The sequence below is a fragment of the Undibacterium sp. GrIS 1.2 genome (genome assembly GCF_040544435.1).
Lineage (GTDB): Bacteria > Pseudomonadota > Gammaproteobacteria > Burkholderiales > Burkholderiaceae_D > Undibacterium.
In genome coordinates this window covers 209,566-229,170 of record NZ_JBEONP010000001.1, presented here as the reverse complement: position 1 = coordinate 229,170, position 19,605 = coordinate 209,566, and the positions used below count along the sequence as shown (strand labels likewise).

Genomic DNA, 19,605 nt, shown 5'->3' with positions numbered 1-19,605 from the left:
CAGAATTGAAGCAGTAGCGGTACAGAGGGTGTAGTGAGTGTAGTTAGTGAAGGATTCTTCTACGTGGCAGCGCGCTTTGATAAAATGCGGGTTCCCCATCATTAATGCGACAGAGTGAACAATATGAATATCGAACAAGCCCGTTTTAACATGATAGAACAGCAAATCCGTCCATGGAATGTACTGGATCAGGATGTTTTAAATTTATTGATCATTTGTAAGCGTGAAAACTTTTTCCCGGAAAGCCAAAAAAGTCTGGCATTTTTTGATACCGAGTTACCGCTTGCGGATGGCACTTTTGCATTGAGTCCAAAACTCGAAGCACGTATTTTGCAAGAACTGTTCGTTAAAAAGCAAGAGTCAGTTTTAGTGATCGGTACAGGCACTGGATATTTGTCCGCTTTGTTAGCGCATCAGGCACACCATGTCACCACGACTGAAACCAATCCGGCTCTGGCAGAAACCGCCAAACATAATCTGCGCGAGAACGATGTTCCTAATGTCACCGTGATTGTTGGCAACGGCTTAATCGCTAATAACAATACTTACGATGTGATCGTTGTCAGTGGTTCGCTAGAGATCGTGCCTACGCATTTGCAACAGCAATTGAATGTCGGCGGTCGTCTGTTTGTGATCGCAGGTCAGGCTCCGGCAATGTCGGCACAACTTATTTTGCGTGAATCAGCAACAGAATTTAAGACCACGACTTTGTTTGAAACAGTCGTACCGGCATTGCCGCAATCTGTGCCTGCATCCAAGTTTAAATTTTAAAAAATAGGAATTGGCTCATGCAACATATGACAGCGCCTGAATTGGCCATCTGGTTAGCGGATCAAACAAAAACACCGCCTTTATTGCTCGATGTACGGGAACCATGGGAGTACGAAACTTGTCATATTCCCGGTGCGGTACTGATGCCGATGCAGAGTATTCCGGTTAGACATCAGGAGCTTGATTCAGACCTTAGTATTGTTTGCATTTGCCATCATGGTGCCCGTAGTATGCAAGTCGCACATTTTTTAGAGCAGCATGATTTTACGAATGTGATCAACCTGACCGGCGGTGTACATGCCTGGGCACAGCAGGTGGATAACGCAATGCCGGTGTATTGATTTTAATTAATCCGTTTTGATTAATTCGCTTCGATTGTTTCGATTAATTTCGTTTTGATAAATTTCGACTTAATTTATTGCAGCTTGTGGAACAAAGTTTTTAACTGACGTCTGTACTACTGATTTTGATCATTTACTTTACTACCTACCTATCTACTTATTTACTCTTTCGGAGTGTTACATGCGTAATCCCATCATTGCCACACTGATCGCCGGTGTTTTTCTGACTCTCGATGCCAGTGCCGCTGATTTGCTGCAAATCTACAAAGATGCATTGGCGAACGATGCGCAATACAGCAGTGCGCGCGCTTCGCAAGTGGCTGGTTTAGAAAAAGTAGTGCAGGGACGCGCAGGCTTGTTGCCCAGCGTGGCTTTGAGCGGTAGTGATGTTCGCACCACGGCAGAAATTCAGCCCGATGCGCCGTTTACGAGTAAAGGCACGGGTTACACCAATACCTATAGCTTAGCTTTATCCCAGCCCTTATTTCGTTGGGCAAACTGGCAGCAATATGAGCAAGGTAAATTATTGGTCGTAGCCAGCGATGCGCAATTTGCACAAGCGCAGCAAGATTTAATTGTCAGAGTTGGTCAAGCTTATTTTGATGTGCTGACATCGCAAGATGCTCTGGAAACTTTGCAAGCTCAAAAGGCGGCGATCTCTGAACAGTTAGCTTCAGCCAAGCGCAATTTTGAAGTCGGTACCTCCACCATTACTGACACGCATGAGGCGCAGGCACGTTACGATTTGACAGTAGCGCAAGAGTTTGCAGGCATCAGTGATCTGCAAATCAAACGCGCAGCCTTGCAACAAATTATTGGTAAAGAAGCCGGTGATCTGGCGATCCTCAAACGTGGTATTCAAATCAGCTCGCCACAACCGGCGCAGATTGGTGACTGGGTGAGTTCCGCTGAGAAGCAAAATTACGGCGTAGTCGCATCACAAGTTTCGTTAGAGATCGCACGCCGTGATATCTCCAGAAACCGCGCCGGTCATTATCCTACGCTAGATCTGGTTGCCAGTTCCGGTCGTAATTCTAATGGCGGCAATAGTTCACTTAACGGTAACGGTGTTGTCAAATCGAACTCAATCGGTGTGCAATGGAATATTCCACTGTTCTCTGGTTTTGCAGTCGACAGCCGGGTGCGTGAATCCATCGCATTAGAAGATAAAGCCAGAAGCGATTTGGACTTCACTCGCCGCACAGCGGCACAAAATGCCCGTCAGGCATTCTTGGGCGTCACTAGCGGTCTGGCACAGGTAAAAGCGTATGAGGCGGCTGAGATTTCTTCGCAATCCGCGTTAGACTCTAACAAGCTGGGATATCAGGTTGGTGTACGTATCAATATCGACGTTTTGAATGCGCAACAGCAGTTGTACACCACACGTCAAAATTTGGCGAAAGCGCGTTATGACACGATCATGAACGGCCTGCGTCTTAAATCCGCTGCTGGTACTTTAAAAGAAGCTGATCTGATCGAGGTTAACGATTTGCTTTTACATTAATTTTTAGCCGGATCGTTTGTGCAGCAGATTGACTGCACTTTATTTCGCTTCTTAAAAATTGGGTTTGCTAATAGCAATGATCCGGTTTTAAGAAGCAATTTTTTTGCTATGTTGGACTTATGATGTTGATGTTCCAGGCTTGATAGAGTGGATCGTGTTAGTGCTGCTGCCGTATTCCTTATCGACCGTACCCGGTGGTCCAAACAATATTTTTATTCGCATAAGCCAAGTCTTTGCCGACCACAGATCTCTGACTAATTTACTCCACTCATGTAGTGCAATTTTTATTGGATTGTAGCTATACAATCTTTCAGTCAAGCCATAGCGTATTTGTATGCCAGCTTGCTCTTGTCTGAAGGTGCCAAACAGGCGATCAAAAATAATCAGGACGCCACCGTAGTTGCAATCCAGATATTCAGGATTGGATGCATGATGCACGCTGTGGTGTGCTGGTGTGTTCAGTACCCACTCCAACGGCCCCAATGTTGGTATCCACGGTGCATGTATCCAAAACTGATAAAGCAGATTAATCGCCACTACTGCTAATACCGTTGTCGGTGCAAATCCCAACCAGACTAATGGCGTAAAAAATAAACTGGTGCCTGTCAGCTTACCAGTCCAGCCCAAGCGCATAGCCGCAGCCAGATTCAATTCATTCGGTGAATGATGTACCGAGTGCGTCGCCCAAAACCACCGCACCGTATGTGACGTACGGTGGTACCAATAGTAAAAAAACTCTTGCCCGATGAATAGCAAAACAAATGCAAAAGGCGTAGAAAGTTCTACAGTATTGATCCGATGTGTAAAGGCAAAAAACAGTATTGGTGCTGCGATAGAAATACCCGATGCATCAATCAATCGGCGGATGATCATATCCACCGCAGTCGCCGCATAGGCTCGCCAATCATAGGATTTTTTACTGTAAAACGTTAGCACTATCCCCTCGATAGTGGCCGCCAGAAGAATAATTAATAGCAAGCCAAAAATCCAGGGTAAGGTCTTTGCGCTGATCAGTTGTGTCGTCAATTCGTTACGCATCATGTGGCTCACCGTCTTGGCATTGATGACTTAAAAAATAAGTAAAAATTATTTGTCTGTGATGGAGGATTTGCATTCTTCATTAAATTCGCTGCGATGTTCTTTAGCGCATTGTTTGATTTTTTTAGGATCAGATTCTTTACCGCAAAGCTCTTTGATTTGTTCGCCACAGGATGACACTACTTTCATTTTTTCTTGACAGCCCGCAGATAATTCACTTTGATGTTCCTTCAGACATCCGGCTAAACGGCCACCGCCAGGTTTGATCGATGGGCAGAACTTAGAGAAATCTGCGCGGCAGGCTTTTTGTACTGAGCCAGCATCTTCTGCCTGACTATGTGCTGCACCGAGTATAAAAAGACTGGCTGTCAACATCTTCAACAAGGTGGATATAGAGACGCGTTGAGTTTGCATGATGAGGCTCCGTTGGTTGATGATTTATTGTGTATGTATCTTGAAACCGCTGCGATGGTTATTCGATTTAGATATTAAAAATATCTGATTTAGTGACGGCTACCAAAAGTCTTTGTCCCCTTAGCGGAAGACACTGTCGTTGCTCCGTTTTGTGTAATGGTATTCACGGTTTTTCCGTTCACCGTAGTGGTGTTATTGCCAGCGTAACCGGTGCTGCTGTTATAGCTGGAGCTACCGCTACTGGTGCCACTATAACCTGTGCCGTTTGCCGTCGTTCCGGAGCCACTCGCGCTATAGATAGCGCTTTGCTGCCCGTTAGTCTGGATATTTGCCTGTCCGCTCGCTGTGCCGCCTCGTGCGCCATTGGCGGTGACTTGCCCGGCGGCTGATACACCGCCTTGACGGTTCGGCAGCACTACGCCGCTGGCACTGGCGGTACTGCCATGGCGTCCGGTAAATTCTGCTGCTGATGCGCTTGTGCCGATAGTCAGGCCAGTAATCAGTAGGCAAGTGCCAGTGAATAAAACCGCAACGCTAGAAATCCGAGCTGTTTTCATGATTGACTCCGGTGGTTAAGTTTGTTAACTGAGCCCAGTTAGTGAAGGCCTGTTAAGAAATAAAAAAAACAAATAAAAGTAGTGAAATAAGCAGACTTTATTCTAGGAGCAAGGCGGGTTTCTGTGTTTGACATCCGATGTCAAAATATGTCAGCAGTGACACAAATCAAACTTATAGGGGAATAAGTCGCTATGCCAGGTAGTGGCAGGGTATTGCTTAGGTGCTGCTCAGGCGTCGATCGGAAAAATTTTATCTGTCTCCCTTATCAATTTTTTGTAGGAAGCTTGTATGGTGCTATATTTATACTCCGGGTAGGTATATTTAAGTTGTCCATGGATTAGTTGAGTAGTAAGCCATTTCTTGTAAAAATAATGGGGAGTATATTAATATTGGCCATACAAAATTATTTAAAAAGCAATCGTGAGCCTGCTGAAGCTATTTTATCGAACAGTGTTTATTCGAATGCAATCCCAAAAGTAAAAAATCGACTTAGCATCAACCTCCCCACTTGACTACCGCATGCCGTATGCGCTTTACTGCGTCATCGCATTGCCATCAATGCAGATTCTGATTTCATTCAATTGGGAAGCATCTATGGAAATGTTTGCACGTGCAGAGCCGACCAAAGTTTTAATGATTGATGATGATATTGAGTTATCGCAAATGACTAGCGAGCTGCTATTGCGCGAAGGGATACAAACGCATTGCGCAGTGACGGCTGCACTCGGGATGGCGGCGCTGGCGACTTATCAACCGGATGTCTTGCTGTTAGATCTGATGTTGCCCGATGCGAATGGCTTAGATGTATGCCGTCGTCTGCGCGAGTCGGGGAATGAATTACCAATTCTAATGCTGACTGCCAGAGGCGATCCGATTGATCGTGTCTTGGGATTAGAACTGGGTGCCGATGATTATCTGGCTAAACCATTTGAGCCGCGGGAACTGGTCGCCCGCGTACGTGCGCTTGCACGTCGGGTCAGGGTCTTCACCAAGCGCACCCAATTGCAGTTTGATGGCCTGAGCTTAGATTTAATGGCAAGACGCGCAATTTGCACTGATCCGACTGAGCGCGAGCCGCAAATTTTACAGCTGACGTCGAATGAATTTAAACTATTAGTCGCCTTGGCCAGCCAACCTGGGATTACCGTTTCCCGCGATGCTTTGTCTGCAGCGGTGCAGCCCGGCAGCTACATGCCGCTGGACAGAGCGGTTGATGTACAAGTCGCTAGACTGCGCAAAAAGTTACGTAGCGCACCCAATGGACGTGATTGGATAGAGACCGTCAGAGGCGAAGGTTATGTCTTTACGGGCAGCGCCAGATGAGAGACAAAATCAACAGGTCGTCCGCAAACCAAAACTCTATGAATGAGGCTGTGGAGCCACCCATTAATCAGTCGACAATTCAGCCTGTAAATCTGGCGGAGACAATCAGTCCAGGCAAGAGCTTTGCCGGCAGATTTTATAAATTATTCAGTAAATGGTTTTACTCAAGGTTTGATTCTTTGTTTGACTCACTATTCGCACGGATTTTTTTACTCCAAGTCACTGTGGGCATTTTGTTGACGGGCATATTTGTTGTCCTGCTATTTAATGAGCAAGCTAATATTTTTGCTCATTCAACAGCCCCGTTATGGGCGCAGGCGCTCAAGCCGGTACAACAAAATTTACGCGACGGTAAACCAGCAGGGTTGCCAAATACTAAAACCGTCACCGCAGACATTAGTTTAATCCCCGGCCCGCCGCCATTTTCTGCCAGCCTAATGCCGCTGGTGCCGCGTTACCGTGCTCTGATTTCTGAGTTAAATGCGCAAGGTATTCCTGTGATGAGTCTGGCAGTCAGCGGTGAGACAGGTAAGACCACCACATGGCTAGAATTACAAACCAGCGCACAGCCAGTTTGGGTCGGTGTGCAAAGTGAGCTAGAAGGGCCAGACATCCGCCGCCGTGGTTTGATCGGCTTCCTCATTGTGGTCCTGGTATTTATCGCGGCCTCGGCCTGGTTAAGCCGACGTATTGCCAGGCCTTTATTAGATTTGCAGCGTAGCGTTAAGGCCTTTGCGGCTAGCGGCAAGCAACTCCATACGATTTCCTGCACACGGTCAGCAGATATAGAAAAAGCAGCAAAAGCAGCAAACACAGGGCCAGCAGAAGTGCGTCAGTTAGCCGCCCAATTTGCAGAATTTGCAGCACAAAGAGCAGAGCAAGATACCGCAAGAGATTTGATGTTAGCCGCAATCTCGCATGATTTACGCTCGCCGCTTGCCCGCATTCGTATGGCTGCAGAGCTGCTGCCTGAGAGTTCAGAAGTCAACAATAAACGCGACAGCATTGTGCGCAATGTTCAGATTGCCGATAAGTTGGTTGGTTCTTTTTTAGACCTTGCTCGTGCCGAGGCCGAACCGATGGAAGAACGGGTCGATTTATGCGCATTAACACAGCGTCTGCTGAGCGCGGGTGACTACGATTACGTCAGCTTAAGCGTCGAATCCAGTATCGAATCCAGCGCTGCGTTATGGATAGCGCCAGCCAGTAGTATCGCAATCGAGAGATTGCTAGCTAACTTATTAGATAACGCCACTAAATATGGCCAAGCGCCTGTCCTGGTGCGTTTATATTTGCAAGAAACCAAGGAGCAGATATTTGCCGTATTGGCAGTGCGCGACCACGGCGCAGGCATTGCTGCCGATCAGCGAGATTTGTTACGCAAGCCTTTTTCTCGCGGTGCGCAAGACCGGGGCTTGCCAGGAACCGGCTTGGGCTTAGCAATAGTAGAACGCACCATGCAAAGACACGGCGGCAACATGTTATTGCAAGATGCGGTACCGGGTTTGCAGGTGCTGCTGTTTTTCCCTCTGGCGTAAGGATTGACTACCATCCTGAATACAATCTCTTTGCCAATTTTGAGCAATGCCATGCAATGCTGCTAATATATGCGGCTTTCTGCATTTATCATATGAGCTGAACTCAAGCTTAATATTGAGCCGAATACAATTACTTACCTTATAGAGGAAATCTAAAGATGTTCATCAAGTCCCGTGTTGATACCCGTATTTTGTTAGCTAGTGCTGCTTCTTTACTGATCCTGACTGCTTGTAATTCACAAGATGCATCCAAGGCTGCTGCTCCATCCAAAGCGGCTGCGACCGTCAATGGCACGCCGATTAGCCAAAGCATCGTTGATTTAATGGTCAAGCAACGTGCAGCCCAAGGCCAGCCCGACACGCCAGAATCACGCAAAGAGATCATTGATCATTTGGCGCTGCAATATCTCGTCTCGCAAGAAGCCGTAAAAAAAGGTCTGGATAAAACACCAGAAGTGATCGATCAGACTCAGTTGACCAAAGAATCGATTTTGGCTAATGCGTATGTTCAAGATTATTTGAAAACCAATGTCATCAGCGATGACATGCTCAAAGCAGAATACGAAAAAATCAAAGTCAAACTCGGTGGTAACGAGTACAAAGCGCGCCATATTTTGGTAGCGACAGAAGCTGAAGCGAAAGACATTATCGCTAAGCTGCAAAAAGATCCAAGCCAATTCGAAGCACTGGCTAAACAAAAAACACTGGATGCGGGTTCTAAAGCGAGTGGTGGTGATTTGGGCTGGTTTGATCCGGCACGCATGGTGCCAGAATTTGGCGCAGCGGTAGCTAAATTAGAAAAAGGCAAATTCACGGTAGAGCCAGTTAAATCACAATTCGGCTACCACGTAATTTTGTTAGAAGACTCGCGTGCAAAAGTCGTCCCATCATTAGATGAAGTTAAAGACGGATTGAAGCAACAAGTCCAGCAAGAAAGCTTGAAAAAATTGATCGACGATATCCGTACAAAAGCGAAAATCGAAATGGTGAATGCGCCAGTGACCGTAGCTCCGGCAAGTGCGCCAGCCGCTACAGCACCAGCTGCTGATGCTGTGAAGAAGTAATTCTCGATATTCAGGCAATAAAAAAGGAGCCTCGGCTCCTTTTTTATTGCACCGAAATAACCCGTATTACCATCCTGTCCAATCCGTCAGCCCCTCATTTTGGTACAGCGCTTTCCAGCTTGGGCGTGTACGCATTAAGTCAGCAAATTTATTCAGTGCAGGCCAGTCGAGTGCGGTACGTGGCATATTACGTGACCAGCGCATTAGCATAATCAATAGTAAGTCGGCAGCACTGATATCTGCGCCCAATAAATAAGGACCATTCATACTCAGATGCTGATCAAGTCTGTCCCAGACACTTTCAATTTTTCTTTGTAAAGCCACACGTACTTCAGGCGTATGTTCTGTCGTGTCTGTAGTCCCAAGGTCGGCAGGATAGAACCAGAAACGATAAGTTGCCGCCAGCGAATTACTCAAAAATACGATCCATTGATAAAGTGCGTCTCGCTCAGGCGTACCGACTGCCGGTGCCAGATGTGACTCAGGATGACGGTCCGCAAGCATCATCAGAATCGCGCCAGACTCCACCATCGCTTTGCCATCAATCATCAACGTCGGCACCACACCCTGCGGATTTAATTTCAAATAACTAGCATCGCGCTGACCACTGGAGGCGAAATCTACCAGGCGTAATGCAAAAGGTGCTCCTATCTCTAACAGTGCTTGATGGATTACCATACTGGCAGTGCCCGGGGAGTAGAAAAGTGTGTACATCACGGTTCCTTAAAGTAAAAAAATTGACGCGTTCAATTGCTAAATGCTTAGCCTTGCCCTTGCAAAATATCAATCAGCTGATGCAATCCTTTAGTGAGCACTTTGACTGAGCCTTGCATATCCCAATCATCATCGCCAATCTGTGCAATGTTAGAGATTGCCCGCAGCTCTAAAAACTTTTGTTGCTCTTGCAGGCAGACATGGAAAAAAGCTGCACCTTCCATATTTTCTATATCAATATTTTGCACATCAACAAAGGGCGCTAATGCCGCATTCAGTGACATACTTTTTGCCAGCCGGAAAGGGGAATTTAACGGCAGATGTGGACAAGTCAAAGTATGGCGTCGCTCAAACTCCATCTCAATAGGCAAATGTGCCATGTGTACAAAACCGGTCTTGGTGAAGAACCCCAAATCACCTTCGACCTCTGTTTCTACCAATACCACATCATATTTTTTGAATGGCGCATGCGGATAAACCCCAGCGATCCCCACGAGGATGATCAACTCCGGCTGATATTGCTGAATTGCCTTCATCGTCGCAAGCGCGGTCGCAGTTAGGCCTACGCCAGAAATCATCGTGGATACATCATCACGTTGAAACTGGCTTGCTTCTGTTTGGGTAGGGAAGAGGATAGTGATGTTCATGTTTAAATATCCAATGAGATGTGGGCTATAACTACTTTAAGACTTATGCAAAATTATGCGGGTTTGTCGGCATTAAGGAATAGGTTTTTTCGATACAGCCGCAAACCAAATAGAAATAATTGTCCCAGTATTTTTTTCTGATGTTGCTATTAATCTTGTTGATGCGGTGGATTTGATTTGAATCTCCCCCTCCAGCGCAAATACACGTTCGCGCATACCGACTAGGCCTATGCCTGCAGTGACTTCATCTTCAGAAAAACCTTTTCCATCGTCAGAAATTTGCAGATACACCTTATTTTCTTGCGCATTTAGTTGCAGTAAAACATGCGCCTCACTGGCATCTGCATGTTTGATGATGTTGGATAAAGCTTCCTGAATAATCCGATACGCCGACATCGCTGTCGCATTATCCAAATGAGAAAAATCACCCTTGGTTGTACAGCTAAACGTGCATGTCGTATGCGTGCTGTCGTAGCTGTTTACCATCTCAGTTACTGCGCCCTCAAGTCCCAGCATATCTAACACTTCTGGTCGCAGTCTACGCACTAAGGAGCGGCCATTATTATATAAAGTACGTGCTATCTGGTTGATGGAGAGGGCATGTTGTCTGATCTCATCGGTTTGGACAGTCGCCGGTATTTGCGTCACTAGATCGGCGATTCTTTGTGATTGCAGTCGTGCTGCGATGAGGGCAGCATTTAATTCATCATGTACTTCCAGCGCGATACTTTTACGTTCTTCTTCAACAATGGTGTGGACTTTTTGGATTAGCTTGCGTTTCTCCGCGTTGGCTTTTAAGGCCTCGTTACGCGAATTTTCTAACTCGTGTGTACGTTGGGTGACTTTGCTTTCTAGCTCATAAGTTGACTGCTGCAAGCTAGTCGCCATTTCTTTAATGGATGCTTGCAGCTCGCCGATTTCGCCGCCATTTTTGACTTCCAGATCGACTGGATAGCGACCCCTGCGAATGTCACGGCAGGCTTCAATAAAACTTTTAAATGATGTTGATAAGGTGCGCGATAAATGCACTGCCAGCAGGGCGCTGACCAGTAAGCCCAAGGCGGCTACGGCCAGTTCGAGACCGAACCGGTGTTGTTGTTTACGTTGTAAATCACTGGGTGACATGACGACATGGACATAGCCTGCAAGTTGTGCGCTGGCACCCGAGTGGTCGCTATTGTTGGGGCTATTCTGATTATTCTTTAACAGCGCGTTATCAATGCCGGAGATCACATTTACCCAGAGCAAGCGCTTTTCAATAGGCACATCAAAAGTGCGAAGCTCGGTTTGATTGTTATCGACAGGCTGACTGTTGAGCGTGCTACTGAGTTGGCTATTAGGTTGACTATTGAGTTGACTGTGGAGCAGGATTTTTTTTTTGGCATCTAAAATATCGATGCTAACTATGCCGCGCTCTGACTCCACCAAACCGTCCAGCGATAAACGCAACTCCGATAGCTTGCCTGTTGCCAGTGCGTATTCGCTACTCTCGGCCAGCACCTTGGCAACAATCTTGCCACGCTCCTCTACCTCTGCCGTTACCTCGTGCGAGTGCAGCCAGTAAGAATGCCAGACCAGCATGCAAAATAGATAGGTCACTGGCAACAAGGTAGTCAACAATAATTGCTGGCGTATGCTCCAGTTATTCCAGGGACTTACACAAAATCGCCCCAGCCGCGTAACATCTCCTAGCGGTACTTTTGTACTGTCGTCGTCGCCGCGCCTTGTTGGAACAATTTTGTGTAAGTCCTTGCTCCAACTGCTAAATCTGTTCTGGAGTCTGGTAAGAAAGCCTAAAAAAAAGCCTAGCATTGCGTACGTCCAAATTGAACTTGCATTTGAACAGGATTCAGATCTGGCATTGAAGGCGAATTCATGCCTGAATTAAGCCATGCTTAAGCGCCAGCTTGGTCATCTCTGCCTGGCGTTGCACACCTAATTTTTCTTTAATAATCTGGCTAGTGTTGCTGACAGTTTTGGTAGAAATATCTAACTTTTCCGCGATCTCTGCATTAGTTAATCCCTCTGCCAGCAGGGTAAAAATATCCAGCGAGCGGCTGTCCAGCATCGATTGTGGCGAGACATCACCTCTGACCGATAGATTTGCCAACCGCTCCGCAATCGACGGCAAAAAATATAATTCGCCAGCATGCGCTTTGCGCACAGCCTGTGCTAAATCGGCAGGGTCGCAGTCTTTGGTGACAAAGGCTTTGCCACCCAAACGGTAGGCTTCTTTAATAAAGCTATCCTGATCAAACTGGCTTAAAAAAATAATCTGCGCTGAAGCGGTGTTTTGCAAAATCGTTTTTGCTACATCAAAGCCAGATAAGTGCTCGCCAAAACGAATATCCAGTATCAGCACGTCGGGTTGCAAATCGCCAAATTGCTGTATCGCCTCTGCGGGTGTTTTTGCCTGAGCAACGACCTCAATACCCTGACCTTGCAGCGACATCGCAAATCCAGTCATGACGATAGGATGATCGTCGGCTAAGACTACACGGATGCTTGTAGCTTCTTGTTTCATAGCAGGTTCAATCATAGTTTATTCAATAAAAATTGCTAGATGAGAGAGTTAATTATTCTACTGCTTGGTATGTTAGCACGAGTCTAAAATCATCGGTATGAGCAAAATTGCATTGTAATCAGCGTATTAATAAGCCAAAAAGGGAGTTTTTAACTATTTTTGCTAAGGTATGTTCTAAATATTACTTGTTTATAGAATCAATATTTCTATTGTGGAGAAATAATTTCTTCCTAAAGTGGTTGATATTTCTTTGTTTGGTATATATATTTGCCGTGTGAGAGTTAATTTATTACTCTTTCATAGCAAATCTAGACAATAGAAGAGGCGCAATATGAACTTCACACTTGATGCAAACAAAAAACAGACGTCCATGTCCGGGTTAATCGTCGTTACTCTGCATGTGGCGATCGTCGCTGGCCTAGTATATGGCTTAAAGCCAGCAAGCCTAGTATTTTTCCCAACGCCGGATGTGGTGTATGTGGCGCCGGTAATAGAACCGCCCAAGCCTGTAGAGCCTTTAATACCGCCAGTAATCCACCCTCAGACAACACAAATGCGGAATCCGGTGATCCCATTGATTACACCGCCAGACATCCATGTCCAGTCCGATGCACTCATCGTTGCAGAAAGAGTGGCTGATTATCCTCCAGCCGGTGCAATCAATCGCGGCAATACAGAGCAGGGCAGCGCCAATAGCTCTGACAGCATGCCAGCAGCAGTCACGGTCGCCGCGGTAGTGGACGCTAAATCTTGTGAAAAGCCAGAATATCCGCGCACCGCTTTACGTAACGAATACACCGGCACCGTCACGCTGGCATTGCTGGTTGGCTTGGATGGTAAGGTCGCGGATTCAAAAATTGAGAAATCCAGCGGACACAGAGAACTAGATCAGGCAGCCGTGGCGGGTCTGAGCTTATGCAAATTTAAACCAGCAAGCATCAACGGCCAGCCGCAAAAGACTTGGGCCAAGATGCAATATGTGTGGAGTCTGGATAGTTAATGAAGTTAATTAATGAAGTTAGTTAATTAGGTCTTGGTACAAGGCGTAATTATCTATTTTGATATTTGATTTAAATATACTGCCAACAGTATATTTAAGTTGTCCATAGAATCATTGGACAAGAAAGGGTTTTTTAGATAAAAAGCAGGGAGTATATTAATAGTCCGTAAATTATAACGATGTCATTTGGAGTAAATTTAACTGAATAAAGAAGAATCAGCTCGCTTATATTTCCCCGATCCATACTGAGTGACAGGACTTTGATACGATTATCAGGCGGAGAATTCTGCGTAAGTCTTGATAAATTAGTCGTGATAAATAGATCTCGACAATAAGTCTGGCAAAATAAAAAATGCCCTTGCAATATCACAAGGACATTTTTTTATTGAGCAAACAGTTGATGTATTTCTTGAGTTACGCTCACTCTTTTTCAACTTCTTTTTAACCCAAGTTCACAGGCACAAATATCTTCGCGTCGCCTCGTTGTATCAGCAATGCCAACTGCTTATTTTCTTTAGCTACCAGTGACTGAAGTTGCGTTACTGATTTTACGTTGGCGCCGTTGACAGCAATAATCACATCACCAGCCTCGATCCCAGCCCGGGCGGCGGCACCGCCTACTTGCTCTACCACTAAACCAGACGGCAATCCTGCTTGCCGAATTTCATCGGAGGTTAATGGGCGAACCGAAACACCTAGTCTGCCTTTATTTTGGTTTCTTGGGGATGCATCTTCATTCATTGCTACATCTTTTGCGGTATCCAGCATGGCTAATAGTTCGATCGCCTTGCCAGCGCGCCAGACTTGCAGCGTCGCTTTATCGCCGGGTTTGCCAATGCCAACCAGTGCAGGTAAATCACCGGATCGCTTAATGATCTGATCGTTATATTTAAGGATCACATCACCAGGCTCTAGTCCGGCTCTGGCCGCTGCACTATCGGGTGCAATATTGGCCACAAGGGCACCGTCTGGTTGTTTCAATTTAAAAGACTCGGCCAGAGTTTGATTCAGCTCTTGTATCGTTACCCCTAGTCTGGCATGGACTACTTTGCCGCTCTTGACGATCTGGTTGCTGACGTTTAAAGCAACCTCAATCGGGATCGCAAATGAAACGCCTTGGTAGCCGCCGGTCTGGCTATAAATTTGTGAATTGATGCCAACCACATTGCCACTAGCATCAAACAAGGGACCACCAGAATTGCCGGGATTGACTGCTACGTCGGTCTGGATAAATGGCACATAACCGTCGCCTGGCAATGAGCGACTTTTTGCGCTGACGATGCCAGCAGTCGCGCTTTGTTCAAAACCGAAAGGGGAGCCGATGGCCAGAACATAGTCACCAACGCCAAGTTGTTTGGTATCGCCAAGACTGACTACTGGCAAATTATTAGCATCGATTTTTAATACTGCGATATCGGTCGCTTTATCGCTGCCTAATACTTTGGCTTTGTATTCCCTACGATCACTTAATTTGACCGTGACTTCATCAGCGTCATTGACGACATGCGCGTTGGTCAGAATTAAACCGTCTTTGCTTAAAATAAATCCTGAACCTTGTCCACGCACAGGGACGTCATGCGGTTGCATACGACCTTGACCGTTAAAACCTGGCATACCCTGCATACCGGGCAAACCCCGGAAGAACTGAAAGAACGGATCACTCGATGCGCCGTCCGAATCTTCCATACTGGTTTTATGCATCGCCTCGGTATTGATACCCACAACGGCGGAACCGTAACGCTCAACAATGGCGCGATAATTGGGCGCAGTGATGGGGCCGATAGGCGCGGTGGCGCTTGTGCCTGACGGCGTATTTTGCGCTGTGTTTGCCTGGGATGAAGACATTGCCGAACCGGCGATTGTTGTCGGCGTATCTGCTTGTGCCGTACTCGTTTTTTTATGAAACCAGTCAGATGCATTCCAGTTGAATGCGTTAGCGGTGCCAACAGATAAGACTCCAGCGGCGACCAGTGCGATGGTAATTTCTTTAGCTTTCATGTTTGCTCCTATTCAGCAGGTCTGTACAAATCAGTGCAAGGAAATTGCCCTAAAAATGTGGGGACATCTGCAGAATAAAAGAACAAACTTAAATTAGACTTAAGACGAAATAACCATCACTTTAGCTTGAACTAATTTGAAATAATTTGAAAAATGACGCTGACTTTCAGACCACCTAAAGCCGAACTATCTAACGTAATCCGGGCACCATATTGGTCTGCAATATTCTTCACAATCGATAATCCCAAGCCGCTGCCCGTTTGTTGGCTTGGGTGATTATTCAGACGATAAAACCGGCTGAAAACCCGCTCACGATCGGATGGCGCGATCCCGGGGCCGGAATCTTCTACCAATAATTCAACTTGCGGTCCTTGATCAATCACGCTGGTGTGTACTTGCCCGCCGTTCGGCGTGTAGCGGATGGCGTTGTCGATCAGGTTGCGGATCAGGATGCTTAAACGTGCGGCGTCAACAGGGATCAGCAATTGTTCTGGTGCAGCTAACTCAAGCTGTAATTCCCGCGATTGCGCAATCGGGAAAAGATCGGCAATTGTTTGTCGCGTCAGCTCTGCGATATTGGTCGATGGCGCGTTGGCTTGCAATTGGATTTGCGTGTCCGCCGGGTCGGTTTGTGCTGCAATCAATAGTTGTTCTATTAAATGGCTAGATCGATCTACCCCTTGGTTGAGTTGGTCCAAGGCTTGCTTTTTTGCGGCATCATCCGGCGCATTGCCCAATAATTGTAATTGCAGTTTGAGTGCCGTCAGTGGCGAGCGTAACTCATGCGCTGCATCGGCCACAAATGCGCGCTGGCTAGAGAATGCTTGCTGCAACCTCGCCAGTAGTGAGTTGAGGGCCGTGATCAGCGGTACCACTTCGTTCGGTAAATCGGTCTCCGCTACTTGTTCCAGACTTCGGGCATCGCGTTGTTCTACCTCCTTAGCAACTCGCTGCAAGGGTAATAAAGAATTGCCTACGGTCCACCAGATTAATAGCGCCATCAGCGGCACAAATGCCAGTAGCGGCGTCAGGCTGCGCAGTGCTGCTGTTGCGGCGAGGTCGCTGCGCAGATCCAGCGGTTGTGCGACTTGAATAATCCTGTCTCTGGTAGCAACGCTAAATACCCGCCAGCGTTTTGGATAGGTGTTCAAACTTACATTGGGCGGCACATCCACGTCGGTAAAGCCTAATGTTGCGCGATCAAATAAAGGTGCGCCCGGTACCGATAAATACAGCATGCTGCCATTGCTATTCCAGATCTGTATTACGACGTCTAAAGCGTCCCCTTGCTGGTAATACGACGGGTCGGCAACAACGCCCTGGTCGCGTAACGATAAAGCAATCTGACGCAACTGGTAATCCAGCAAATCTTCATTTTCTTTTAGTGTGTGCCGATAAGTGATCAAACCTATTAGCATTGCTGTGAGTATGGCTGCAGCGATCAAAAAGACCGATAATTTTGCGCGTATTGAAGTAATTTTCATCGAGAAACTGTGCGTTGTTGTTACGTCGTAGGACTTGATGTTGTAGTTGATGTCGGCTTAGGAATAAAGTAACCAACCCCGCGTACATTCTGAATAAAGCTGGTGCCGAGTTTGCGCCGTACCGAATGGATATACACTTCGACCGTATTACTTTCAACCTCCTCACCCCAGCCGTACATGCGCTCCTCTAACTGCGCACGAGACAAAATTGCACCGGGTCGCAGCAACAAAGCCTCGATCATTGCGTATTCACGGGCTGACAAAGATACCGCCACATCATGACGTTTGACTTCGTGTGTCGTAGGATTAATTATCACGTCGCCGATCTGGATCGCAGGCTCAGTTTGCCCCGAGCTGCGCCGCAGGGCAGAGCGCAGACGCGCTGCCAGTTCTTCAATCGCAAAAGGTTTAATCACATAATCATCAGCGCCCGCATCCAATCCCTTAATCCTATCCTCCAGTCCATCGCGGGCAGTGATGATGATGACCGGTATGCTCACCTTGCGCAGGCGTAAGCTACGCACCACCTCAATTCCATCTTTGCCTGGCAAGCCTAAATCCAGCAACACCAGATCAAAATGCTCAGTCTGTAAAACAGAATCCGCCAAGCCACCGTCCCGCACCCAATCAACGACGTACTCAAGCTGACGCAAAGAGGTTCTGATGGCCTCGCCTATCATCTGATCATCTTCTACCAATAAAATCCGCATTTATTTCACTCCGCTGATAGGGGTAATAAGATTAATTTTAATATACTCCCTATTATTTTAAATAAATATGGCTTATTGTCCATTTAATATATGGACTAATTTTATATACATATAGGAGTATATATTTCGCTTCGTATAAGCACATAGATTAGTCGTCATTAACTTATCGTCAGCTCGCTGCTACCTTACCGCATTTTTTTCATTAATATAGCTATGAATGATGAACTGATGATTTAAACTATTTGAGGTTATTTTTACCTACTTTAGTCACACTGCTAATATTTACCTAACTTTACTAATTATCCAAAACACTTATCAAATAATCAGGTAATATCTGTAGATGACTATAAAGTCAGTAATATTATTGCCAAACTATTCGCGTATTCGGGAGTGTGGAAATTGAAAAAAACAAGGATCTGCAAACAGGTTTCTCTGCAATCATTGGCTCGTGGCGCTGGCGGAACCATCGCTCTCAGCTTACTCATCAGCGGATGCGCAGTTGGCCCCAACTTTACTGCGCCACCAGCCCCGGTCAAATCAGAGAATTATTCGTATACCCCATCGCCCACAGCTAGCCAGACCGAGACATCGGCAGGTAATGCAGGGACGTCACAAACCTTGGTGAGCGGGCAGGATATTCCAGCAGCCTGGTGGCAAGTATTCCGCTCTGAAGCACTGGACAAATTAATCCGCGACGCTTTAACAAAGAGCCCCTCGCTGGCATCTGCCCAGGCGGCATTGCGACAAGCACAAGAGAACTACAATGCCCAGTATGGATCAAGCCAATTTCCTACTGTGACTGGTAGCCTCAATGGTGAGCGCGAACATGCCTCGGCGGTATCTACAGGCATTCCGGGCGGCACCATATTTAATTTATACAATGCCTCCGTCAACGTGTCCTATACAGTGGACGTATTTGGTGCGAATAAGCGCGGACTAGAAGGTCTGCAAGCAGGTATTGATTATCAGCGTTATGAGGTCGAGGCAGCGTATCTGACACTGACATCCAATCTGGTCACCACCGCGATACGCGAAGCGTCTTATCGGGCGCAGTTACAAGCGACGCAAGAGATACTCGATGCGCAGTCCAGGCAGCTGGAAGTGATTGAGCAGCAATTTAAAGTCGGTGCGATCGCCAAAGCGTCGTTTTTGTCTCAGCGTAATCTAGTTGCTCAGACGCGTGCCAGTTTGCCTGGCCTGCAAAAATCCTTAGAGCAAACGCGGAATCAATTGGCGGTGTATGCGGGGCGCTTACCTAGTGATCCGGGCTTGCCTGAATTCAATCTGGACGCATTGCAATTGCCGCAAGAGTTACCGGTATCTATTCCCTCCGCATTGGTGCGCCAACGTCCAGATATTCGCGCAGCTGAAAGCTTATTACATCAAGCCAGCGCCCAAATCGGTGTTGCAACGGCCAATCAGTATCCACAATTTTCTCTCACTGGTAGTTATGGTTTTGCATCGACTAAAACCAATAATCTGTTCAGCGAAAATATGAGTTTCTGGAGTCTGGCTGGCGGTCTGACGGCACCGATTTTTAATGCCGGCTCCCTCTCAGCTAAGCGTCGTGCCGCAGTGGCATCTTACGACCAGGCGGCCGCACAATATCGGTCTACGGTGTTATCGGCTTTCCAAAATGTGGCGGATAGTTTGCGCGCTTTAGAGTTCGATGCGCAAACTTTAAAGCAGCAAGCAGATGTTGAATCCATCGCCAAAGAAACCTTGGACTTGACGACCAAACAGTACAAATTGGGTAGCGTTAGTTCTCTGACCTTGCTCGATGCCAAGCGAACTTATCAAACAGCGCGTGTCAGTCTGATTCAGGCACAGGCAAACCGGTATGCGGATACGGCGGCTTTATTTCAGTCTATGGGTGGAGGCTGGTGGAATCGTCCGGCGTTGACGGATATTTCCAGCGCTACCGGTGCCGCTATTACCGACAATAAAGCGGCAAGCACAGAATAAATCTTGTAGTTC

At 46.8% G+C, this 19,605-nt stretch carries 18 protein-coding genes; 8 read left to right on the top strand and 10 right to left on the bottom strand.

Annotated features, from left to right (window positions below; all coding sequences use genetic code 11):
* The first annotated feature begins 123 nt into the window (after nucleotides 1-123).
* The 3 genes from AAKU61_RS00965 (at nucleotide 124) to AAKU61_RS00955 (ending at nucleotide 2,616) form a co-directional block, all read left to right on the top strand.
* Complete coding sequence (locus AAKU61_RS00965; RefSeq protein WP_354328862.1) at nucleotides 124-771, top strand: protein-L-isoaspartate O-methyltransferase family protein; 648 nt, start codon at nucleotides 124-126, stop codon at nucleotides 769-771.
* A gap of 17 nt (nucleotides 772-788) precedes the next feature.
* Complete coding sequence (locus AAKU61_RS00960; protein WP_322121256.1) at nucleotides 789-1,112, top strand: rhodanese-like domain-containing protein; 324 nt, start codon at nucleotides 789-791, stop codon at nucleotides 1,110-1,112.
* Nucleotides 1,113-1,293: 181 nt separating this feature from the next.
* Nucleotides 1,294-2,616, top strand: coding sequence for a TolC family outer membrane protein (locus AAKU61_RS00955; protein ID WP_322121257.1), 1,323 nt, complete (start codon nucleotides 1,294-1,296; stop codon nucleotides 2,614-2,616).
* 117 nt (nucleotides 2,617-2,733) lie between these two features.
* Here AAKU61_RS00955 and AAKU61_RS00950 read toward each other — a convergent pair whose 3' ends face one another.
* The 3 genes from AAKU61_RS00950 to AAKU61_RS00940 all read right to left on the bottom strand — a co-directional run bounded on the left by AAKU61_RS00950 (nucleotide 2,734) and on the right by AAKU61_RS00940 (nucleotide 4,625).
* On the bottom strand, nucleotides 2,734-3,657 hold the full coding sequence (locus AAKU61_RS00950) for a sterol desaturase family protein (RefSeq protein ID WP_354328861.1): 924 nt from the start codon (nucleotides 3,655-3,657) through the stop codon (nucleotides 2,734-2,736).
* 45 nt (nucleotides 3,658-3,702) lie between these two features.
* The gene (locus AAKU61_RS00945; protein ID WP_354328860.1) at nucleotides 3,703-4,068 is read right to left on the bottom strand and encodes a cysteine rich repeat-containing protein; all 366 of its coding nucleotides are present in this window, start codon (nucleotides 4,066-4,068) and stop codon (nucleotides 3,703-3,705) included.
* A gap of 89 nt (nucleotides 4,069-4,157) precedes the next feature.
* Complete coding sequence (locus AAKU61_RS00940) at nucleotides 4,158-4,625, bottom strand: hypothetical protein (RefSeq protein WP_354328859.1); 468 nt, start codon at nucleotides 4,623-4,625, stop codon at nucleotides 4,158-4,160.
* Nucleotides 4,626-5,220: 595 nt separating this feature from the next.
* On the opposite strand from AAKU61_RS00940, the gene AAKU61_RS00935 reads away from it, so the two are divergent.
* From AAKU61_RS00935 to AAKU61_RS00925, 3 genes are all read left to right on the top strand, one after another.
* Entirely contained in the window at nucleotides 5,221-5,949 is a 729-nt protein-coding gene (locus tag AAKU61_RS00935; protein WP_354328858.1) for a response regulator transcription factor, read from the top strand.
* Nucleotides 5,950-5,987: 38 nt separating this feature from the next.
* A complete protein-coding gene (locus AAKU61_RS00930) occupies nucleotides 5,988-7,487 on the top strand; it encodes an ATP-binding protein (protein WP_354328857.1) in 1,500 nt (499 codons plus the stop codon).
* 158 nt (nucleotides 7,488-7,645) lie between these two features.
* Nucleotides 7,646-8,551 (top strand): peptidylprolyl isomerase, encoded by a 906-nt coding sequence (locus tag AAKU61_RS00925; RefSeq protein WP_354328856.1) that lies wholly within the window; start codon nucleotides 7,646-7,648, stop codon nucleotides 8,549-8,551.
* Between the two features lie 66 nt (nucleotides 8,552-8,617).
* On the opposite strand, the gene AAKU61_RS00920 is transcribed toward AAKU61_RS00925, so the two are convergent.
* The 4 genes from AAKU61_RS00920 to AAKU61_RS00905 all read right to left on the bottom strand — a co-directional run bounded on the left by AAKU61_RS00920 (nucleotide 8,618) and on the right by AAKU61_RS00905 (nucleotide 12,436).
* Entirely contained in the window at nucleotides 8,618-9,265 is a 648-nt protein-coding gene (locus AAKU61_RS00920) for a glutathione S-transferase family protein (RefSeq protein ID WP_354328855.1), read from the bottom strand.
* Nucleotides 9,266-9,312: 47 nt separating this feature from the next.
* A complete protein-coding gene (locus AAKU61_RS00915) occupies nucleotides 9,313-9,912 on the bottom strand; it encodes a nucleoside phosphorylase-I family protein (RefSeq protein ID WP_354328854.1) in 600 nt (199 codons plus the stop codon).
* 72 nt (nucleotides 9,913-9,984) lie between these two features.
* Nucleotides 9,985-11,724, bottom strand: coding sequence for an ATP-binding protein (locus AAKU61_RS00910; protein ID WP_354328853.1), 1,740 nt, complete (start codon nucleotides 11,722-11,724; stop codon nucleotides 9,985-9,987).
* A gap of 61 nt (nucleotides 11,725-11,785) precedes the next feature.
* A complete protein-coding gene (locus AAKU61_RS00905) occupies nucleotides 11,786-12,436 on the bottom strand; it encodes a response regulator transcription factor (protein WP_354328852.1) in 651 nt (216 codons plus the stop codon).
* Nucleotides 12,437-12,767: 331 nt separating this feature from the next.
* Here AAKU61_RS00905 and AAKU61_RS00900 point away from each other — a divergent pair, with 331 nt between their 5' ends.
* Complete coding sequence (locus AAKU61_RS00900) at nucleotides 12,768-13,436, top strand: energy transducer TonB (RefSeq protein WP_354328851.1); 669 nt, start codon at nucleotides 12,768-12,770, stop codon at nucleotides 13,434-13,436.
* Between the two features lie 441 nt (nucleotides 13,437-13,877).
* Here AAKU61_RS00900 and AAKU61_RS00895 read toward each other — a convergent pair whose 3' ends face one another.
* The 3 genes from AAKU61_RS00895 to AAKU61_RS00885 all read right to left on the bottom strand — a co-directional run bounded on the left by AAKU61_RS00895 (nucleotide 13,878) and on the right by AAKU61_RS00885 (nucleotide 17,628).
* Complete coding sequence (locus AAKU61_RS00895; RefSeq protein WP_354328850.1) at nucleotides 13,878-15,434, bottom strand: Do family serine endopeptidase; 1,557 nt, start codon at nucleotides 15,432-15,434, stop codon at nucleotides 13,878-13,880.
* A gap of 131 nt (nucleotides 15,435-15,565) precedes the next feature.
* Nucleotides 15,566-16,918 (bottom strand): ATP-binding protein, encoded by a 1,353-nt coding sequence (locus AAKU61_RS00890; protein WP_354328849.1) that lies wholly within the window; start codon nucleotides 16,916-16,918, stop codon nucleotides 15,566-15,568.
* 20 nt (nucleotides 16,919-16,938) lie between these two features.
* A complete protein-coding gene (locus tag AAKU61_RS00885) occupies nucleotides 16,939-17,628 on the bottom strand; it encodes a response regulator (protein ID WP_354328848.1) in 690 nt (229 codons plus the stop codon).
* A gap of 399 nt (nucleotides 17,629-18,027) precedes the next feature.
* On the opposite strand from AAKU61_RS00885, the gene AAKU61_RS00880 reads away from it, so the two are divergent.
* Nucleotides 18,028-19,593 (top strand): efflux transporter outer membrane subunit, encoded by a 1,566-nt coding sequence (locus tag AAKU61_RS00880; protein ID WP_354328847.1) that lies wholly within the window; start codon nucleotides 18,028-18,030, stop codon nucleotides 19,591-19,593.
* Nucleotides 19,594-19,605: the final 12 nt, after the last annotated feature.

Coding starts and splice junctions, on each gene's coding strand:
- AAKU61_RS00930 (WP_354328857.1), top strand. CDS start 5,988: ATGAATGAGGCTGTGGAGCCACCCATTAATCAGTCGACAATTCAGCCT.
- AAKU61_RS00895 (WP_354328850.1), bottom strand. CDS start 15,434: ATGAAAGCTAAAGAAATTACCATCGCACTGGTCGCCGCTGGAGTCTTA.
- AAKU61_RS00885 (WP_354328848.1), bottom strand. CDS start 17,628: ATGCGGATTTTATTGGTAGAAGATGATCAGATGATAGGCGAGGCCATC.
- AAKU61_RS00900 (WP_354328851.1), top strand. CDS start 12,768: ATGAACTTCACACTTGATGCAAACAAAAAACAGACGTCCATGTCCGGG.
- AAKU61_RS00965 (WP_354328862.1), top strand. CDS start 124: ATGAATATCGAACAAGCCCGTTTTAACATGATAGAACAGCAAATCCGT.
- AAKU61_RS00910 (WP_354328853.1), bottom strand. CDS start 11,724: ATGCTAGGCTTTTTTTTAGGCTTTCTTACCAGACTCCAGAACAGATTT.
- AAKU61_RS00890 (WP_354328849.1), bottom strand. CDS start 16,918: ATGAAAATTACTTCAATACGCGCAAAATTATCGGTCTTTTTGATCGCT.
- AAKU61_RS00915 (WP_354328854.1), bottom strand. CDS start 9,912: ATGAACATCACTATCCTCTTCCCTACCCAAACAGAAGCAAGCCAGTTT.
- AAKU61_RS00940 (WP_354328859.1), bottom strand. CDS start 4,625: ATGAAAACAGCTCGGATTTCTAGCGTTGCGGTTTTATTCACTGGCACT.
- AAKU61_RS00945 (WP_354328860.1), bottom strand. CDS start 4,068: ATGCAAACTCAACGCGTCTCTATATCCACCTTGTTGAAGATGTTGACA.
- AAKU61_RS00905 (WP_354328852.1), bottom strand. CDS start 12,436: ATGAAACAAGAAGCTACAAGCATCCGTGTAGTCTTAGCCGACGATCAT.
- AAKU61_RS00935 (WP_354328858.1), top strand. CDS start 5,221: ATGGAAATGTTTGCACGTGCAGAGCCGACCAAAGTTTTAATGATTGAT.
- AAKU61_RS00920 (WP_354328855.1), bottom strand. CDS start 9,265: ATGTACACACTTTTCTACTCCCCGGGCACTGCCAGTATGGTAATCCAT.
- AAKU61_RS00925 (WP_354328856.1), top strand. CDS start 7,646: ATGTTCATCAAGTCCCGTGTTGATACCCGTATTTTGTTAGCTAGTGCT.
- AAKU61_RS00955 (WP_322121257.1), top strand. CDS start 1,294: ATGCGTAATCCCATCATTGCCACACTGATCGCCGGTGTTTTTCTGACT.
- AAKU61_RS00950 (WP_354328861.1), bottom strand. CDS start 3,657: ATGATGCGTAACGAATTGACGACACAACTGATCAGCGCAAAGACCTTA.
- AAKU61_RS00960 (WP_322121256.1), top strand. CDS start 789: ATGCAACATATGACAGCGCCTGAATTGGCCATCTGGTTAGCGGATCAA.